18 protein-coding genes are annotated in these 18,646 nt (G+C 66.9%); 8 read left to right on the forward strand and 10 right to left on the reverse strand.

Annotation, left to right across the window (positions count from 1 at the left end; genetic code table 11):
• Positions 1-151: 151 nt before the first annotated feature.
• A complete protein-coding gene (locus tag LDO15_RS07965) occupies positions 152-955 on the reverse strand; it encodes a polyphosphate--glucose phosphotransferase (protein ID WP_223985719.1) in 804 nt (267 codons plus the stop codon).
• Between the two features lie 94 nt (positions 956-1,049).
• Positions 1,050-1,928, reverse strand: coding sequence for a type I methionyl aminopeptidase (gene map, locus LDO15_RS07970; protein WP_223985721.1), 879 nt, complete (start codon positions 1,926-1,928; stop codon positions 1,050-1,052).
• Between the two features lie 129 nt (positions 1,929-2,057).
• Between map and LDO15_RS07975 the strand changes: the two genes are divergently transcribed.
• Together LDO15_RS07975 and LDO15_RS07980 are read left to right on the forward strand one after the other, a co-directional pair.
• Positions 2,058-2,222 (forward strand): SPOR domain-containing protein, encoded by a 165-nt coding sequence (locus tag LDO15_RS07975; RefSeq protein WP_018772367.1) that lies wholly within the window; start codon positions 2,058-2,060, stop codon positions 2,220-2,222.
• Between the two features lie 140 nt (positions 2,223-2,362).
• Positions 2,363-4,411 carry a phage holin family protein gene (locus LDO15_RS07980; RefSeq protein WP_223985723.1) on the forward strand — a complete coding sequence of 683 codons (2,049 nt, stop codon included), beginning with the start codon at positions 2,363-2,365 and terminating at the stop codon, positions 4,409-4,411.
• Between the two features lie 36 nt (positions 4,412-4,447).
• Here LDO15_RS07980 and LDO15_RS07985 read toward each other — a convergent pair whose 3' ends face one another.
• The 3 genes from LDO15_RS07985 to panB form a co-directional block, all read right to left on the reverse strand.
• Positions 4,448-5,218 (reverse strand): MBL fold metallo-hydrolase, encoded by a 771-nt coding sequence (locus LDO15_RS07985; RefSeq protein WP_223985725.1) that lies wholly within the window; start codon positions 5,216-5,218, stop codon positions 4,448-4,450.
• 34 nt (positions 5,219-5,252) lie between these two features.
• Complete coding sequence (locus LDO15_RS07990; RefSeq protein WP_223985728.1) at positions 5,253-5,642, reverse strand: SHOCT domain-containing protein; 390 nt, start codon at positions 5,640-5,642, stop codon at positions 5,253-5,255.
• Positions 5,643-5,880: 238 nt separating this feature from the next.
• Entirely contained in the window at positions 5,881-6,831 is a 951-nt protein-coding gene (gene panB, locus LDO15_RS07995) for a 3-methyl-2-oxobutanoate hydroxymethyltransferase (protein WP_223985733.1), read from the reverse strand.
• A gap of 264 nt (positions 6,832-7,095) precedes the next feature.
• Between panB and glnA (LDO15_RS08000) the strand changes: the two genes are divergently transcribed.
• From glnA (LDO15_RS08000) to LDO15_RS08020, 5 genes are all read left to right on the forward strand, one after another.
• Positions 7,096-8,436: a type I glutamate--ammonia ligase gene (glnA, locus tag LDO15_RS08000; protein WP_018772372.1), complete on the forward strand. Its 1,341-nt coding sequence runs from the start codon at positions 7,096-7,098 to the stop codon at positions 8,434-8,436.
• A 9-nt stretch (positions 8,437-8,445) separates the two neighbouring features.
• Complete coding sequence (locus LDO15_RS08005; RefSeq protein WP_223985739.1) at positions 8,446-11,457, forward strand: bifunctional [glutamine synthetase] adenylyltransferase/[glutamine synthetase]-adenylyl-L-tyrosine phosphorylase; 3,012 nt, start codon at positions 8,446-8,448, stop codon at positions 11,455-11,457.
• A 78-nt stretch (positions 11,458-11,535) separates the two neighbouring features.
• Positions 11,536-11,952 (forward strand): VOC family protein, encoded by a 417-nt coding sequence (locus LDO15_RS08010; protein WP_223985741.1) that lies wholly within the window; start codon positions 11,536-11,538, stop codon positions 11,950-11,952.
• A gap of 49 nt (positions 11,953-12,001) precedes the next feature.
• The gene (locus tag LDO15_RS08015) at positions 12,002-12,517 is read left to right on the forward strand and encodes a GNAT family N-acetyltransferase (RefSeq protein WP_223985743.1); all 516 of its coding nucleotides are present in this window, start codon (positions 12,002-12,004) and stop codon (positions 12,515-12,517) included.
• 139 nt (positions 12,518-12,656) lie between these two features.
• Positions 12,657-12,857, forward strand: coding sequence for a transcriptional regulator (locus LDO15_RS08020; RefSeq protein ID WP_090956597.1), 201 nt, complete (start codon positions 12,657-12,659; stop codon positions 12,855-12,857).
• A 121-nt stretch (positions 12,858-12,978) separates the two neighbouring features.
• Here the strand turns inward: LDO15_RS08020 and glnA (LDO15_RS08025) are convergent, their stop codons facing one another.
• Positions 12,979-14,403, reverse strand: a complete 1,425-nt coding sequence (gene glnA, locus LDO15_RS08025) for a type I glutamate--ammonia ligase (protein WP_223985745.1) — start codon at positions 14,401-14,403, stop codon at positions 12,979-12,981.
• A gap of 281 nt (positions 14,404-14,684) precedes the next feature.
• Here glnA (LDO15_RS08025) and LDO15_RS08030 point away from each other — a divergent pair, with 281 nt between their 5' ends.
• Positions 14,685-15,122, forward strand: a complete 438-nt coding sequence (locus tag LDO15_RS08030; RefSeq protein WP_223985747.1) for an RDD family protein — start codon at positions 14,685-14,687, stop codon at positions 15,120-15,122.
• Between the two features lie 293 nt (positions 15,123-15,415).
• On the opposite strand, the gene LDO15_RS08035 is transcribed toward LDO15_RS08030, so the two are convergent.
• The 4 genes from LDO15_RS08035 to lipB form a co-directional block, all read right to left on the reverse strand.
• Positions 15,416-15,778 carry a DUF3817 domain-containing protein gene (locus LDO15_RS08035; RefSeq protein ID WP_223985749.1) on the reverse strand — a complete coding sequence of 121 codons (363 nt, stop codon included), beginning with the start codon at positions 15,776-15,778 and terminating at the stop codon, positions 15,416-15,418.
• A 251-nt stretch (positions 15,779-16,029) separates the two neighbouring features.
• Positions 16,030-16,779, reverse strand: a complete 750-nt coding sequence (locus LDO15_RS08040; RefSeq protein ID WP_223985751.1) for a DUF4191 domain-containing protein — start codon at positions 16,777-16,779, stop codon at positions 16,030-16,032.
• Between the two features lie 91 nt (positions 16,780-16,870).
• Entirely contained in the window at positions 16,871-17,878 is a 1,008-nt protein-coding gene (gene lipA, locus LDO15_RS08045) for a lipoyl synthase (RefSeq protein ID WP_175321644.1), read from the reverse strand.
• The gene (lipB, locus tag LDO15_RS08050) at positions 17,875-18,543 is read right to left on the reverse strand and encodes a lipoyl(octanoyl) transferase LipB (protein WP_223985753.1); all 669 of its coding nucleotides are present in this window, start codon (positions 18,541-18,543) and stop codon (positions 17,875-17,877) included. The genes lipA and lipB overlap by 4 nt, the downstream gene beginning before the upstream one ends.
• Between the last annotated feature and the right edge of the window lie 103 nt (positions 18,544-18,646).

Consider the following 18,646-nt stretch of genomic DNA (forward strand, 5'->3'; position numbering starts at 1 on the left):
CCGGGGCGCGCCATCCACTCCGGTGGTGGCAGCGGAGGGGAAGCCGCAGCCACCACCGGCTCCACCAAAGACGAAGAGCCGTCACTCGGGGTCGTTCCCAGCGCTGGGAACGACCCCGAGTGACGGCTCTTTTGGGCTGCCTGGCTATGTGCTACTTGGCCAGCTTGTGCTTAAGCGCAATTTCGATGGCGGCGCCGACGATTCCGGCGTCGTTCTTCAGCTCGGCCGGGACGATCGGAGTGCGCAGCTTCATGTGCGGCAGGTACTCGTCGGCACGCTTGGAGATGCCGCCGCCCACAATGAACAGTTCCGGGGAGAAGAGGAACTCGACGTGCGAGAAGTAACGCTGCAGGAGCACGCTGTACTGCTCCCAGCTGAGGCCGTCGCGCTCACGGGCCACGGCCGAGGCCTTGGTCTCGGCATCGAAGCCGTCGATCTCCAGGTGGCCGAGTTCGGCATTGGGAACCAGCTTGCCATCGAAGATGAAGGCCGAACCGATGCCGGTGCCGAGGGTGATCACCAGGACGGTGCCCGCGACCCCTTCGCCGGCACCAAAGCGGGCCTCGGCGAGACCGGCGGCGTCGGCGTCGTTGATGACTTCCACGGGCCGGCCCAGGCGCGCCGTGAGCATGCCATCGATGTCAGCCTCCAGCCACGACTTGTCCACATTGGCCGCCGAGTGGACCACACCGTGCTGAATGATGCCCGGGAAGGTGACTCCCACCGGGCTTCCGGCATCGGGGGCGTCAGGACGCGCCGAGAGCTCGGCGACGACCTGCGCGACGACCTCTGCCACGGACTCGGGGGTGGAAGGCTGCGGCGTGGGGAAGCGCACGCGGTCGCCAATCAGCTTCCCCTTCTTCAGGTCCACGATCCCGCCCTTGATACCGGTGCCGCCGATGTCAATGCCGATCAGGGGGGCGTTCTTTTTCGACTTCTCGTCCTTCTTGGCCAATATCGTTCCGTTCGTGGCAGGGGCGGGCTGTGGGACCGGACAGGGCCGGCGGGTGAAGAGCTGGATCTTTCGGGCAATACCGTGGAGCGGGTAATCAGGGCAGCGTGAGGACCTCAGCGCCGGACTCCGTGACGAGCAGTGTGTGCTCGAACTGTGCAGTGCGCTTGTGGTCGCGGGTCACAACGGTCCAGTCGTCGGCCCACATGTCCCAGTCAACGGTGCCCAGGGTCAGCATCGGCTCGATCGTGAACACCATACCCGTTTCCATGACGGTGTTGTATGCCGGGGCGGCGTCGTAGTGCGGGATGATCAGCCCGGTGTGGAAGGCTTCGCCGACGCCGTGACCGGTAAAGTCGCGGACCACGCCGTAGCCGAAGCGTTTGGCGTAGGACTCAATGGTCCGGCCGATCACGTTGATTTCGCGTCCCGGCGCGACCGCACGGATGGCCCGGTTTAGTGATTCCCTGGTGCGCTCGACGAGGAGGCGGGATTCCTCGTCGACGTCGCCGACCAGGAACGTGTAGTTGGTGTCACCATGCACACCGCCGATGAAGGCAGTGATGTCGATGTTGAGGATGTCGCCGTCCCGGACCACCGTGGTGTCCGGGATTCCGTGGCATATGACCTCGTTGAGCGAGGAGCACAGAGACTTCGGAAAGCCCCGGTATCCGAGGGTGGAGGGGTACGCCTTGTGGTCCAGCAGGAACTCGTGGCCCACCCGGTCCAGATGGTCCGTGGTGACGCCGGGTTCGATGTGCTTGCCGACCTCCACGATGGCCTGGGCCGCGATCCTGGCGGCGATCCGGATCTTCTCGATGGTCTCCGCCGACTTGACCTCGGATCCCGTGAACTTGGCGGGACCGGGCTTGCCCACATATTCCGGACGCGGGATGGACGAAGGTACGGCAAGCTGCGGGCTCACTGTCCCCGGGACAAGCGTGCCGATGGGTGCAGTCGAGGCTAGAGAAGGCATAGATTGATCATATAAGCCCCCGGGCCCACCCCGGAAAATACAGCCTGGAAAATACACCCCGGGAAACACAGCCCGGAAACAGCCGGAAAACACAGCCGGAAAGTGGCGGGAAGTCGCGAAGGAGCAGCAATGCCCGAATACTGGTACAACGTCAACACCCACGAGATCGAAGAAGACGCGATGTCCGACTGGAGCCAGTTGATCGGACCGTACAAGACCCGTGAGGAAGCCGAACACGCCCTGGAAAAGGTCAAGGCCCGTAACGAGGCGTGGGACAAGGACGAGGACGACTAGCCCGTACCGGCCCGCCGTGCCCGTGAGGGCCTAGGGCCATTGCGAACCGGGCTCCACTCACGGAACTGATTCTTCCCGTCCCATCATTCTCACCCTGTGCGGGTGAGTGCGTGCCGGCTACGGCCCGCCATACTGAGAAAATGCCGACGAGCGTTGCCCGAACCCGCGGCGTCCGAGTCACCGACCTGGCGAGGCTGGCCGTTGCTTGGGCTGCCTCGACCGCAGCCCTCATTATCACCGGCGCGCTGCTGCCAGGGTTTTCGGCGACCAGTTGGTGGGCATACGCCGCCGTTGCGGCGGTGGCAGGCGTCGTTGGCCTGGTCCTCCGCCCCGCGCTGGTGGAACTCTCGGCCAGGGTGGGCTGGGTGGCGGTGCTTCTTACCGCGTTGGTCGGGCAGGCCCTGATCACGTACATCGCCATCCGTCTGGTGCCCGGCATCGAGTCGACAGCCTGGACCGCTCTTGCCGCAACTTGGGTCAGTGCCGCCGTCGGCACGCTCATTTCATGGGCCACCACCGCCGGCACTGATGACGGCCTTGTCGCCTCGTTGGCCGCACGGGCACGGCGGCAGGAGGCGGTGGCCGATCCGGAGGTTGACGGCGTCCTGTTCGTCCAGCTTGACGGTGTCCCCTTCCCGGTGCTGCAGTGGGCGGTCCAGTCCGGGGCGGTACCGAATATCCGGCGGTGGCTGACATCGGGGGAGTACCTGTTCCGGGAATGGACCCCCCAGCTCCCGTGCACCACGCCCGCCAGCCAGCTGGGCATCCTGCACGGCACCGTCGAGGGGATCCCCGCCTTCCGGTGGTACGACCGTGAGCTCAACCGGGTCCTGGTGGCCAACCGTCCTGCCGACGCCCGGGTGATCGAGGAGCGGCACAGCACCGGCCAAGGCCTGCTCTGCGATGACGGCGTCTCCATCTCAAACCTGTTTACCGGTGACGCGCCCCGATCACTCCTGACAATGAGCCGGGTGGAGGTCAGGCGCGGCTCCACCCAAACCCGTCGTGCGTTTGCCTGGTTCTTCGCCTCGCCCAACGGGTTCATGCGCAGCCTTACCCGGACCACGGGGGAGATCCTCAAGGAGCGTTGGCAGGCCCGGCGACAGGTCAAACGCGACTTCGACCCGCGAGTGCACCGGGACTGGACCTTCGCTCTGCTGCGGGCAGTCACCAACGGCCTCCTGCGTGATCTGAACACGTCCTTGGTGGCAGAGGAGCTGCGCCGCGGCACGAAGAGCATCTATGTCGACTACGTTGACTACGACGAGATCGCCCACCACGCCGGCGTGTTCCGGCCCGAATCGCTCGCCGCCCTGGACGGCTTGGATCGCACCCTGGGGTCCTTGGCCCGGCTCGCGGAATCCGCTCCCCGCCGCTATCGGCTGGTGGTGCTCTCGGACCACGGCCAGTCCCAGGGAACCCCGTTCGCCGACCGATACGGCCAGACACTCGGCGATCTGTGCGCGGAACTCATCGACGACCACGTCCAGAACGTGGACGCTGCCGTCGAGGGGCTCGGACGTGCGGACTCCATCGCCGGCGACATCGCAGCCGGTGGAGTGGCCGGGAAACTCGCTGCCCGTGCCGACCGGGCGTTGACCGAAGCACAGCAGACGCCGGCACGGCAGACTCCCGGCCCTGGCGGGGCCCCCGAGGATCCGGTTGTAGTGCTGGGCTCGGGCAACCTCGGCCTGGTCTACGTGCGTGGTGACCGGCGCTGGACTCTTCAAGGCCTCGACAGGCGGTGGCCCGCCCTGGTCCCCGGACTGGCAGGACATGCTGGCGTCGGGTTCGTCGCCGGCATCGATGACCACGGCCAAGCATGGGCGATCGGGAGCGGCGGGCGCATCAACATCACCAGCGGCGCGGTGGAGGGCGCCGACCCGTTGGCCAACTTCGGGTCCCACGCGGCGCGGATGCTAGGACGTGCGCTGATGCACCCCGAGGCACCGGATCTCTACGTCAACAGCACGGTTGATCCGCTGACCGGCGACGTCGCTGCGTTCGAAGGCCTCGTCGGATCTCATGGAGGACTGGGCGGGTGGCAGGATCGCGCTCTGCTCCTTGGCCCGGCCGAATTCATGGCGGGATTGCCCGAGCGGATAGAGGGTGCCGGTGAACTCCACCGGCTGCTGGTGGCCATGCTCGAGTCCGGCGGCCAGCGCGCCACGACGGCGTTCCGCGGCTGAGCGAGTCCAGGGCGGGTGTGGATCCTGACAGCCGGCTCACGATGGCACCACCCATGACTGGCCGGGTGCCAGGATCACTGCCGTGCAGCCGGGAGCCTGCTGCGCGACGGCATCAGCGAACCGGCGGCCGGGCTGCTCGAGCCAGCCCCGGGCAAAGTGCGTGATCAACGGAGGGTGCAAGGTTCCCCAGTGCACCGGCAGGCCGAACCGGGCGCCGCACATCGCCACCGCCTCAGCGGCGCTCTCCGGAGACAGGTGACCAGCCGAGAGCCGCGGTCCCCACCCCCAGACCGGGACCAGGGCGACATCGATGGGGCCGCCCGCCATGGCGGGGAGCGCTGCCATCTCCGGATACAGCCCCGTGTCACCGGCGATCCAGACGATGCCCGATGGCCCCCGGACCAGCTGGCCGTTGGCGTCGTTAGGGCGGTGCGGCATGGGGCGGCTGCGGTGCTCCGCCGGCACCTGGCGAATCTGGACCCCGCTGCCGGCCGGGACGGTTGGCGAAGTCCAGCCGTCCCCGAGGGGAACAGTGTGCGCCAGGTTCCGGCGACTTAACCAGTCGACGTTCGCCGGAGCGCTCATGAGCGCCGCTCCGCGCAGCATCCGGAGGGAGCGCAACTCGGCGTGGTCGTGATGGAGGTGGGAGAGGAGCACCACGTCCGGCCGGCGCCACAATGCCGGGTCCGGCCGCGGTGCCAGGCGCCGCAACAGCCCGGCATGTGGACGAAGCAGCGGATCGGTCAGGACCCGAACCCCGTCGATATCCAGAACCACTGACGAGTGACCCAGCCAGGTGATTCTCATGCCGGGCGCGGCCCGCGTGTCACGTCACGTCAGCTCAGGCCAGGGCCTTTGCCTTGAGGGATTCAAACTCGGTCGCACTGATGGCTCCGGAATCCAGCAGCGCCTTGGCGTCCGCGATCTGCGCGGCCGGAGTGGCCGCCGTGCCAGCGGCTTGCTTGATGTACTCCTGCTGGGCAGCCTGTTGCTGGGCCACTCGGGCCATCTGGCGTTCGGCCATGCTGCGCCCCCGGGCGATCAGGTAGATAAGGGCGCCGAGCCAGGGCAGGAAGATCATTAATATTGCCCACCCGGCCTTGGCCCAGCCGCTGAGCGAGTGGTCGCCGAACATGTCAAACAAGCAGCGGAAATACACCGTCAGCGCGGCGATCCAGATGAAGAACCAGAAACTCCACAGCAGAATGTCCCAGAAGCTAGTGGTGCCCATCGATACTCCTCCCATCGTGTCCGCCGGTGCCGGGCCCAGCGCCTCTCGCACGAGACGGCCGGTCCGGCGGAACATCTTGAGGTCCTGATGCGGACCTTAATGGTCAGCCTGCCCGGACTCCCTACGCAACGCATCCCCCGGGAAGGATGAGGTGTCACCGCAGGTCACGGTTTGGAGAGTAATAGCGACTGCCTTCCGGGCACCGGTGGTGGCTTGGAATCAGTGCGCCGGCTGTGGCTTAGAAGGAGTGTTCGGGGCCGGGGAAGTGGCCGGAGCGGACGTCGTCGCCGTAGGCTTTGGCGGCGTTGGTGAGCGAGGTCCGCAGGTCCGCGTACTGCTTGACGAATTTGGCCATCTTTCCGCCGCGCAGTCCCGCCATGTCCTGCCATACCAGGACTTGCCCGGTGGTGGCGCTGCCGGCGCCGATGCCGACCGTGGGGACGTCGACGGCGGCATCCACGGCGGCCGCCGTGGCGGCGGGGACCATTTCCATCAGCACGCAGAACGCGCCGGCGTCGGCCAGGGCGACGGCGTCCTCGATCAGCCGCTGGGCGTCATCGCCGCGGCCCTGGACCCGGTAGCCGCCGAGGGCGTGCTCGCTCTGCGGGGTGAAGCCGATGTGTGCCATGACCGGGATGCCGGCCTGGACCATGGCGCGGACGGTCTCGGCGTAGAACTTTCCGCCTTCGATCTTGACGGCGTGGGCCAGGCCCTCCTTGAGGAACCGCACGCCGGTGGCGACGGCCTGCTGGGCGGAGACCTCGTAGCTGCCGAAGGGCAGGTCCGCGACCACCAGGGCGCGGCGCGCGGAGCGGGCGACGGCCCGGCAGAGGGGAAGGAGCTCGTCCACCGTGACGGGGAGGCTGGTCTCGTTGCCGAAGACGTTGTTGGAGGCCGAATCGCCCACCAGCAGGACCTCGATGCCGGCCTGGTCAAAGATCTCGGCCGTGTACTGGTCGTAGGCGGTGAGCATGGCGAAGTGCTCGCCGCTGACCTTGGCCTGGTGGAGATGATGGGTGCGGATCCTGGCCGCCGGTTTCCGGGCCGCCTCCGCACTCCCTGCACTGTTCCCTGCACTGTTCCCGGCACTGTCCCCGGTGCCGGCGGCCGGGGAAGCCGCCGGGCCGCTGCCGTAGGGGGCCGCAAGTTCGGCGGGCGTGCTGGAATCGGAGCTGTTGCTGGTGGCCATGCCACGAGCGTAATGCGACACGGGGTGCCGCAGCTACCGGGAGAGCGGCCGACGCCGGTGAATCACGTCACACGCGCCACTCCCTTGGCCGCCCGACGCCGCCGAAGGAGCACCAAAACGTCCGACTTTGTGTTAACGGTGTGTTACGCGGAGCTCCGGCTTCAGCAATCGGTGCCAATGATTAGTAAAGTGAACCGTGAGCAGCCGCGGGGCCCATGAAAGGCGGGCCTGGGGCACGGATGGAAGAACCGGAAAGAGGCCAGTATGGACCGCCAGCAAGAGTTTGTCCTGCGGACGATCGAAGAGCGCGATGTGCGGTTTGTGCGCCTGTGGTTCACCGACGTCGTGGGATCGCTCAAGTCCGTGGCTCTTGCCCCGGCCGAGGTGGAGGGCGCCTTCGAAGAAGGACTCGGCTTCGACGGATCCTCGATCGAGGGCCTGGCCCGTGTCTTTGAATCCGACATGCTCGCACAGCCGGATCCGGCCACCTTCCAGATCCTGCCGTGGCGCGGCGAGACCGAGGCGACCTCGCGGATGTTCTGCGACATCCTCACGCCCGATGGCGAACCCTCCGCTGCGGATCCGCGCAACGTCCTCAAGCGCACTCTGGCCAAAGCCGCGGACATGGGCTTCACCTGCTACACCCACCCCGAGATCGAGTTCTACCTGCTCAAGTCCCAGGAGCCGGGTCCTGACGGATCGCCCGTCCCCGTGGACGAGGGCGGCTACTTCGACCATGTCCCGGGCGGCGTGGCCCAGGACTTCCGCCGGACCGCCGTGACCATGCTCGAATCGGTGGGCATTTCCGTGGAGTTCAGCCACCACGAGGCCGGCCCGGGCCAGAACGAGATCGACCTGCGCTACGCCGACGCACTGCAGACCGCGGACAACATCATGACGTTCCGGACCGTGATCAAGGAAGTCGCGCTGCAGCAGGGCACCTACGCCACCTTTATGCCCAAACCCTTCACGGCCCACCCGGGATCCGGCATGCACACGCACTTCTCGCTGTTTGAAGGAGACACCAACGCCTTCTACGAGGCCGGTTCAGAGTTCCAGCTCTCCGAGACCGCGCGGCAGTTCATTGCCGGAATCCTCAAGCACGCGCCGGAATTCACGGCCGTCACCAACCAGTTCGTAAACTCCTACAAGCGGCTCTGGGGCGGCGGAGAAGCGCCAAGCTACCTGAGCTGGGGGCACAACAACCGCTCCGCGCTGGTCCGCGTCCCGCTGTACAAGCCCGGCAAGGGCCAGTCCGCGCGGATCGAATACCGCGGCATCGACTCCGCTGCCAACCCCTACCTGGCGTACGCCGTGCTCCTGGGCGCCGGACTCAAGGGCATCGAGGAAGGCTACCAGCTCCCCGCGGCGGCGGAAGACGACATCTGGTCGCTGAGCTCGGCCGAACGCCGCGCCATGGGACACGACCCGCTGCCGGCGAGCCTGCACGACGCCATCCGGACCATGGAGGATTCCGAACTCATGCCGCAGATCCTCGGCGAACAGGTGTTCGAGCACTTCCTGCGCAACAAGCGTGCAGAATGGCAGGACTACCGCCTCCAGGTGACGCCCTACGAACTGCAGCGCAACCTCGGCATTCTGTAGGCGAGCCCGGTGAGCCTGGCACGACGCCTCATTGCCGCCGGATTCAGCGATCTTGATAAAGGCGAACGGTTCCTGGCCGCCCGGGAACTGGAGGGGCTCGATCAGGATGCCCTCTTTGCCGGGCTGCAGCTGGCGGCAAACCCGGACACGGCGCTGCAGTCCCTGGTCCGGCTGATCGAGAAGCACCCGGAGCTGCGCAAGCTCGCCGTCGCGGACCCGGAAATCAGCGAACCGCTGTACCGGGTCCTGGGCGCTTCCGAGGCGCTCGGCGAATTCCTCATCCGCCACCCCGAACACCTCGACGCGTTCGAGGTCCGCGCCAGCCCGGAACCCCTGGCCGCGGATGCCGTGGTCTTGCGCGACCGGCTGCTGCAGTCGGTGCGGGCCGATCCGAAGTCTGCCCGGCCGGTGGCTGCCCTCAGCGGGCAAGAAGCCTATGCCGCCCTGCGGACCGCCTACCGGCGCGGACTTGTTGAACTCGCCATCAAGGACCTTTGTGCCGCCGATCCGCTGGATTTCATGCCGGCTGCCGGCGCGGAACTGGCGGACCTCGCCGGCGCCGCCATCGAGGCGGCCCTCGCCGTGTCCCGGGCCGAAGCGGCGCAGAAGTTCGACGCCGCGGAGGTTGCCGACGTCGGGCTCGCGGTGATCGGCATGGGCAAGTGCGGCGCGCGCGAACTGAACTACATTTCCGACGTCGACGTCATCTACGTGATCGATTCCGGCACGCTGGAGGATGTCCGGGCCACCACGATCGGCACGGCCCTCGCCTCGGGGATCTCGCGGGCGATCATGTCGACGAGCCGCGAACCCGGCCTGTGGGAGGTGGATGCGAACCTGCGGCCCGAGGGAAAATCCGGGCCGCTGGTCCGGACCCTGGCCTCGCACGAGAGCTACTACGCCCGGTGGGCCGAGAGCTGGGAATTCCAGGCCCTCCTGAAGGCCCGGACCATCGCCGGCGACACCGCCCTCGGAGAGCGCTACGAGGCCGCCGTGTCGCCGCTGATCTGGTCCTCGGCCGGCCGGGAAGGCTTCGTCGAATCCGTCCGCGCCATGCGCCGCCGCGTCACGGAGCACATTCCGGCCGATGAGGAGCAGCGGCAGATCAAGCTGGGACGCGGGGGACTGCGCGACGTCGAATTCACCGTCCAGCTGCTGCAGCTCGTGCACGGCAAGTCCGATGAATCGCTGCGCTGCCGGGACACCACGTCGGTCATTACCGCGCTGTCGGCAGGCGGGTACATCGGCCGCTCGGACGCCGCGGAGTTCGACCGTGACTACCGCTACCTGCGGCTGCTCGAGCACCGGATCCAGCTCTTCCAGCTGCGCCGGACGCACCTGATGCCGGTGAACGAAGCGTCGCTGCGCTCCCTGGCCAAGGCCGTCCTGGGCCCGTTCTCCACCGAGCGGCCCAAGCCGGACGCCCTGGTGGCGGCCTGGCGCAAGACCAAGCGCTCCGTCCGCGAACTCCACGAACGCATCTTCTACCGCCCGCTGCTGAACACCGTCGCCACCCTGAGCAGCGAAGAGGCGCGCCTGACGCCGGAAGCCGCGCAAGGCCGCCTCGCCGCCCTCGGCTACCTCGACCCCCGCGGCGCCATGCGCCACATCGAGGCCCTCACCGCCGGCGTCAGCCGCCGCGCCGCGCTCCAACGCCAGCTCCTGCCGATCCTGCTGGACTGGCTCGCCGACGGTGTGGACCCCGACGCCGGGCTGCTCGCCTTCCGGCGGGTCAGCGAGGCCCTCGGCACGACGCACTGGTACCTGGGCATGCTGAGGGATTCGACGGCGGCGGCCGAGCGGCTGTGCCACGTGCTCGCCAACTCCCGGCTGATCGCGGACCTGCTGGAGGTGTCGCCCGAGTCCGTGGCATGGCTCGGCACGGACAAGGAACTGGTGCCGCTCAGCTTCGAATCCCAATGGCTCGAGATCACGTCGAAGATGTCGCGGCACGCGGACCCCGAGAGCGCCATGCGGCTGATCCGGCTGATCCGGCGCCGGGAGATCCTCCGGATCGCCATTGCGGACAGCGCCGGGCTGCTGGACCAGGACCAGGTGGGGGAAGCCCTGGCCGACACGGACCGGGCAGCCGTCCTGGGGGCGCTGCGCGTGGCGGAGACGATCATCACCGCCGAGGAACCGCTCAAGACGCACGTGCTGGTGGTCGCGATGGGCCGGCAGGGCGGCCGGGAGATCGGCTACGGCTCCGACGCCGACGTCATGTACGTCCACCGCGGACTCCCCGGCGTGCCGGACGAGGAAGCGCAGGCTCAGGCCCTGCAGATCGTGGCTAAGCTCTCCAGCCTGCTGACCCAGCCGCTCAAGCCGGCGATCCTGGCAGAACGGGTGCTGTCGGTGGACGCCGACCTGCGCCCCGAGGGCAAAAGCGGACCCATGGTGCGGTCCCTGGAGTCCTTCGCCGAGTACTACCGCCGGTGGTCCCTCGTCTGGGAGGCCCAGGCGCTGCTGCGGGCGCGCCCGATGGCAGGTGACGACGCCCTGGCGGAGGACTTCATGGCCCTGATCGATCCGATCCGGTACCCGGAGGCACTCTCCGACCAGGACGTGCGCGAGGTCCGGCGGGTCAAGGCCAGGGTGGAGTCGGAGCGCCTGCCGCGCGGCGCCGATCCCGCCAGGCACCTGAAGCTCGGCCGCGGAGGCCTGAGCGACGTCGAATGGCTGGCCCAGCTCCTCCAGCTCCGGCACGCCGGCAAGCACCCGGAGCTGCGGACCACATCCACCGTGGAGGCCCTTGAGGCGGCCGCCGCACTGGACCTGATTGACGCCGGGGACGCGGTGATCCTGCTCCGGGCCTGGCGGCTGGCGAGCCGGATCCGCTCGGCCAACGTCATCTGGACCGGCCGGCTTTCGGACCTGCTGCCCTCCTCCCGCCGCGACCTTGAAGCCGTGGCCCGCTGGTGCGGGTACGGGCAGGGAAACGCCGCGGCGCTGGAAGAGGACTACCTGCGGCTGAGCCGGCGCGCCCGCGCCGTCTTCGAGCGGGTCTTCTACGGCCAGTGACGCCGCCGGGCCGCCGGTGGACGGCTACTGTCGCGCCCCCTTGCTGACACGATGGCCCTGCGGTGCTACCTTGGGCGGATGGCCAGGCAACTGTTTGTGAACCTCCCCGTCCGGAATCTCGATAGGACCGTTGAGTTCTTCACCGCGCTGGGGTTCTCCTTCAACCCGGATTTCACCGACGAGAACGCGACCTGCATGATCGTCAATGACGGCGCTTACGTGATGCTGCTCGTCGAGTCCTACTTCAAGACCTTCACCGCCAAGTCCGTTGCCCCCACCGCGGACGGCGCCGAGGTCATCATGTCCTTCTCGCTTGAGAGCCGTGAAGCCGTGGATGAGGCCATCCGCACGGCGCTGACCTCCGGGGGCAGGGCATCGGAGGAGGCCCAGGACTACGGCTTCATGTACACCCACAGCTTCCAGGACCCGGACGGCCACCTCTGGGAAGTCTTCTGGATGGATCCTGCAGGCCCGCCCAAGGACGCGGCGCTCTAACCCGGTTCCTCACGCCGGCAGGCGACGCCGGCGCAGGTACGCTGTCTACATGTCTGGACAAGTTTGGCTGCTGCCCCTGAAAAACCTCGACGATGACGCCCGCGCCATCAAACTGGGGGAGATTGCGCTGCTGGAGCTGGGCGAGGGGCAGCAGAAGTTCGTTGGCGAGCCGCTGCGGATGATGCTCATCGCGCTGGAAGAGGACTCCCGCCACCCGTTTGCCGTGGACTCCGACGGCACCGCGGTGGGAGTCCTGACGCTCCAGTCCGGGGCGGCCACCCTGGCCGGCTGGCCCGACGACGACTCCGCCTGGCTCCTCCGGGGCTTCCTGATCGACCGGCGGCAGCAGGGCAAAGGCCTGGGCACCCTCGCCGCGGACGCCGCAGTGCGGGAGGCTGCCAAACTGACGGCCGGCTTCGGCAGCGGCCAGACCGGCGTCGTACTCTCCGTTAACGAACTGAACCCCGGCGGGCGCGCCGCTTACCGAAAGGCCGGATTCGAGGACCGCGGCCGCTACGACGGCGGCGACGCCGGTCCGCAGCGCATCATGTACCGGGCGTTCTGATATCCGGGAGCCCTGAGCCCTGAGCCCTGAGCCCTTAGCTTCGGGGCACCGGACAGCTCGAGGATCCGGGTGATCCGTCGTCAATTTTCGTTGACGGCACCCTCTGGCGTCAACTAGGGTTGACGCCAGGAGGTGTGGCATGAAAACACTGATTGGCTCAATGGACGGCAAAGGCCCGGCCGAGGCGCTCTACGCCGTGGCGGAGCTCCACAAGGAACTGGCGCGCACTGAAACAGAGGTGGTGCTGCGCGCCCGGCAGGCCGGTCTCTCGTGGGAGGCAATCGCGGTGTGCCTGGGCGTCAGCAAGCAGGCCGTGCACAAGAAGTACGGTAAGCGCTGAGGCGGCGTGGCTGGGCCATAACAGAAAGGCCGGCCCCGGAGAGATCTCCGTGGCCGGCCTTTCTGTTTCGGAACCTTGCGGGGTTCCGGCGGGCTAAACCGTGCTTATCCGCGTGGTCTGGCTAGACGCCGTAGTAGAGCTCGAACTCGTACGGGTTCGGGCGCAGTGACAGCGGGCGGATCTCGTTCTCGTACTTGTACTCGATCCAGGTGTCGATCAGGTCCTGGGTGAAGACGCCGCCGGCCTGCAGGAACTCGTTGTCCTCGGCCAGTGCCTCCAGGGCTTCCTCGAGGGTGCCCGGAGCCTTGGGGATGTCCTTGGCTTCTTCGGCGGGGAGCTCGTAGAGGTCCTTGTCGATCGGAGCCGGGGGTTCGATCCGGTTGCGGATGCCGTCAATGCCGGCCATCAGCTGGGCAGCGAACGCCAGGTACGGGTTGGAAGAGGGGTCCGGAGCGCGGAACTCGATGCGCTTGGCCTTCGGGTTGGAGCCCGTGATCGGGATACGGATACCGGCGGAGCGGTTGCCCTGCGAGTAGACCATGTTGACCGGAGCTTCGAAGCCCTTGACCAGGCGGCGGTAGGAGTTCACCGTCGGGTTGGTGAAGGCGAGGACTGCCGAGGAGTGCTTCAGCAGGCCGCCGATGTACCAGCGGGCGGTGTCAGACAGGCCGGCGTAGCCCTTCTCGTCGTAAAACAGCGGCTCGCCACCGGTCCACAGCGACTGGTGGCAGTGCATGCCCGAGCCGTTGTCACCGAAGACCGGCTTCGGCATGAAGGTCACCGACTTGCCCCAGGCGTCGGCGGTGTTCTTGATGACGTACTTGAACTTCTGCAGGTCGTCAGCCGCGTGGGTCAGGGTGGTGAACTTGTAGTTGATCTCAGCCTGGCCGGCGGAGCCGACTTCATGGTGGCTGCGCTCGACCTCGAGGCCGGCCTCGTCCAGGGCGACACACATGGCGTCGCGCAGGTCGGCCTGCTTGTCGGTGGGGGAGACGGGGAAGTAACCGCCCTTGACGGGGGTCTTGTAGCCGAGGTTTCCGCCCTCTTCCTCACGGCCGGTGTTCCAGTGCGCTTCTTCGGAGTCGATCTTGTAGAAGCTGCCCTGCGGGGAGGACTGGTACTGGACGTTGTCGAAGACGAAGAATTCGGCTTCCGGGGCGAAGAACGCGGTGTCGGCGATGCCGGTGGAGGCGAGGTAGGCTTCGGCCTTCTCGGCTACGCCGCGGGGGTCGCGGTGGTAGGGATCGCCGGTGCGGGGGTTCACGATCGAGAAGTTCAACGCAAGGGTCTTCTCCATGCGGAACGTGTCGATGAATGCAGTGGTGACGTCCGGGATGAGCTGCATGTCAGACTCGGCGATGCCCTGGAAGCCGCGGATCGAAGATCCGTCGAAGAGCTGGCCATTGACGAAGAAGTCGGCGTCAACGCTCTTGGCGGGCACGTTGAAGTGCTGCTGAACGCCAGGAAGATCGGTGAAGCGGATATCGACGAATTTGATGTCTTCGTCCTTGATGAACTTGAGGACTTCGTCCGCAGTCTTGAACATTATGCTCCTTACGCATATGAAAGATCTGGCCGTCAGGCACATTGGTCCAGGGCAGTCCAACAGCGGGAAGGCAAAAAGCATCCCCGCTCCTGAGCCGCTAGCAACTGTTACCACTCTAAGGACACGGGATTTCCTTGCAGTGTCCGTATTGTTTCGGGGAGGTTACAGAATGCCCTGACACGTAAACGCTAGTCGCTGTCCACAGTGTGACCTATCCGGTCCCACAGTGTGACACAGGGGCGCCCACAGTGTGGACGGGCGGGAGCCGATAAGCTGGGAGGGTGGTAGATCGCAAAGACATCGGTTCATGGCTCAGCGGGCCGGACACATCCGGCATTTCCAGGTACCCCGGGGAGCGGCTCGGCCTGCCGGAGGCCGGGCCCGGATCGATCGCCCGCGCAGGACGCCGGATCCTGGCGATCTGCGTCGATTGGGCGATCGCATTGTTGATCAGCAACTTCGCCTTCGCCGGCGATTCATGGGCCACGCTGGCCGTGTTTGCCATCGAGCAGGTCCTGCTGATCGGCACCCTGGGCTACAGCATCGGCCACCGGATCGTGGGCATCCACGTGGTCCGGCTGGGCGGCGGCCCTGCGGGTCCGCTCGCGGCCCTGGTGCGGACCCTGCTGCTCTGCCTGGTCATTCCCGCCGTCATCTTCGATCCGGACCAGCGCGGCCTCCATGACAAGGCCATGAACACCGTGCTCCTCCGGATGTAACCCCTGCCCGTGTCCGACGGCGCAGCGATGATGCCAGGGCGCGGCGGTCCCCCGTCCGTTTGCCTCGAACGGCCGGTCAACCTCCCCGCACAGCGGCCATATGCGTCAGATGGGCGCAGTGATGGTGCCAGGGCGGCGCGTTCCCTCGTCTGTTGGCCACGGATGGCCGGTAGACCTCGACGATCGGCGGCGGGTCGCCACGAACGGCCGCTAATCTCCCCGCATAGCGGCCATATGCGTCAGATGGGCGCAGTGATGATGCCAGGGCACAGAACCCGAGTTGCGGGGCGGAGCTAGACCCCCGCCGTCTCCTGAGCCGTCGTCCGTGAAGCCGCTGCGGCGGAGGCATTGAGGTGGCCGCGGCGCCCGGCCCAGCGCTCAAACCAGACCGTCGCGAAAGGACAGACGGCCGAGAGCCCTGAGAGCAGGGCAACCCGGAACGGCCAGCGCAGCATCGCCCACAGGCTCAACGCCGCAATCGCGTAGCCGATGAAGAACGCTCCGTGGATCGGACCGGCGATCTCCACTCCGACTTCGGTGGTCCGGGTGACCCATTTGAGCACCATGCCGAGCAGGAGCGCGGCCCAGCTGAACGCTTCGGCGATCGCCAGCCCCCGGAAAACGCGGATCATGGTGGCGGTCGAGGGAAATTTCATGCTGGTCTCCTGAATTTTTTGCGTCCGTGGGGTCCGAGGGGTCCGTGTCGTCCGTGCTGCCGGCGGCTGTGGTACTGGTGTCTGTGGTGCTGGTGTCTGAGTTCCAGGCGGCCGCGCCGGCCGACGTCGGGCGGTAAAAGAAACGCCCCGGCTGGCGGCCTGATGTGGCCGTGAACCGGGGCGATTCCGTACTGCGGGCGATTCTTTGCTGCTTGCGCTTTGCTGCGTTAGGGCGGTGCCCCCGGCAGGGCCTAGCGTCCGCGGGTGGGGCGGGCCTTGTAGGGATCGATGCCCTTCGGAATCGGCAGGCGGCCGCCGAGCGAGGAAATGCGCTTGGACACGGCGCTGACCTCGGTCTTGGTCAGTTCGCCCTTGAGCTTGTTCATCTTCTTGGCGAGCTGGCTGAGCGGCACCTGGCCCTCGCCGCGGCCGCTCTCGATCACGTGGATGGTGACGTTGGGCAGGATGCGTGCCAGCCGCTTGCGTTCGGCGTCAACCAGCGGCTTGACCCGGTTGCTGGGACCTTCGCTGACAAGCACGACGCCCGGACGGCCGATGGCGCGGAACACCGCGTCCTGCGTGCGGGGGTTGACGGCAACGGGCTGGTCCTCGGTGATCCAGCCGCGCTTCAACGTGCCCAGGGCGGCACCTGAGGCGCCCGGCTGGCCCTCGATCTGCGCGAACGCGGCGCGCTCGGCGCGGCGCGACAGGATGAGGGTGGCGGCAATGGCGCCCAGGGCGATGCCGATGATCAGGCCGGTGACCCAGTTTTCGAGCAGGAAGCCGACCAGGAGGCTGACGGCGACAACGCCCAGGAACGCCAGCAACATGAGCCACGGAACCATGGGGTCATGGCGGCGCGTCATCTGGAAGACCTCGCCGATCTGCTTCAGCCGGCTGGGCTTCTTGGCCTTTGCTTCCTTGGGCTTGCGGGAGAAAAGACCGCGCTTCGGAGCATCGGAAGCCGGGCTGGAGTTGCTGGAATCAGGGGAATTCGCCATAGTGCCTTAATTCTACGTGATTGACGGCTAAGGGCCGGACGCCGGAATGATCCGGTGCCGGCCCCTAGGTGGACGGGTGTTACAGCAGGGTTCAGGAATGCGCCGCGAGCAGCGAGCTGGCTTCCTGGCGGGTGCTGCCCGAGCTTTCGATGTGGGCGAGCTCGGCCGGGATTTCCCAGCCCTTCTTGCGCATCGCGGTGGCCCAGAGCCGGCCGGCGCGGTACGAGGAACGCACCAGGGGGCCGGACATGACGCCCAGGAAGCCAATCTCGTCGGCTTCCTGCTGCAGGTCGACGAATTCCTGCGGCTTGACCCAGCGGTCCACCGGGAGGTGGCGCTCGGAGGGACGGAGGTACTGGGTGATGGTGATCAGGTCGCAGCCGGCCTCGTGGAGGTCGCGCAGGGCCTCGGAAATCTCCTCGCGGGTCTCGCCCATGCCGAGGATCAGGTTGGACTTCGTCACCATGCCGAGCTTGCGGCCCTGAGTGATGACGTCCAGGGAACGCTCGTAGCGGAAGGCCGGACGGATCCGCTTGAAGATCCGGGGCACGGTTTCCACGTTGTGGGCGAAGACCTCGGGCTTGGAGTCGCAGATGGCCTCGATGTGCTCGGGCTTGCCGGAGAAGTCGGGGATCAGCAGTTCGACGCCGGTGCCCGGGTTCAGTTCGTGGATCTTGCGGACCGTCTCGGCGTACAGCCAGACGCCCTCGTCGGCGAGGTCGTCGCGGGCCACGCCGGTCACGGTGGCGTAGCGCAGCTGCATGGACTGCACCGAGCGCGCCACCTTGGTGGGCTCGAACATGTCAACGGGTGAGGGCTTGCCGGTGTCGATCTGGCAGAAGTCGCAGCGTCGCGTGCATTCGGAGCCGCCGATCAGGAAGGTGGCCTCCTTGTCTTCCCAGCATTCAAAGATGTTGGGGCAGCCGGCCTCTTCACACACCGTGTGGAGGCCTTCTTTTTTGACGAGGTTCTTGAGCTGGACGAACTCGGGGCCCATCTGGACCTTGGCCTTGATCCATTCCGGCTTACGTTCCACCGGTGTGGCCGCGTTTCGCTGCTCAATGCGCAGCATCTTCCGGCCTTCTGGTGCCAGTGTCACAGTAGAGCTCCTTCTGGGGTTGCAACTAGGGCTTCTTCATTGTTGCGCAGTTCTTCGGTGATCCGCGACACGAGGTCTGCCGGGGTGACGTCCCTGCCGAGTTCCTGGGCGATCGTGGTGACTCCGGCGTCAGTGATACCGCAGGCGATGATCTGGGCGTACGGGGCGAGATCGTTGTTGCAGTTGATGGCGAATCCGTGCATCGTGACGCCGTCGTGGACGCGGATGCCGATGGCTGCGATCTTGCGGGCCGGCCCCTTCTCGTCCTGCTCGATCCAGACGCCGGCGCGGCCCTTGATGCGGACGGCTTCGATGCCGTAGTCCGCGAGGACGGCAATGATCACGGCCTCCAGGCGCTCCACGTAATCGCGGATGCCGGCCTTGTTCTTCAGCTTGATGATGGGGTAGCCCACGAGCTGGCCGGGGCCGTGCCACGTGAGTTTGCCGCCGCGGTCCACCGCGACAACGGGGGTTCCGTCAAAGGGCCGTTCGTGGTCTTCGGTGCGCTTGCCGGCGGTATAGACGGCGGAGTGTTCGAGCAGTAGTACAGTGCTGGGTGCCGTGCCCGCGAGGACTTTTTCGTGCAGTTCGCGCTGGAGGTCCCAGCCGCGGGTGTAGTCGATGAAGTCCGGGGCAAGACCCAGCTGTTTGAACTCAAGAGTCATGGCATCAAGCTTAGACCCCGCCGCACCGCCTGCCCGTCGGTGTGCTTAAGCTCTCACAGCCCTGCCGGGTCGTGGGAGGTCCCGCGCCGGGCTGTCTGTGGAT

This window comes from Arthrobacter sp. NicSoilB8 (assembly GCF_019977355.1).
Classification (GTDB): domain Bacteria; phylum Actinomycetota; class Actinomycetes; order Actinomycetales; family Micrococcaceae; genus Arthrobacter.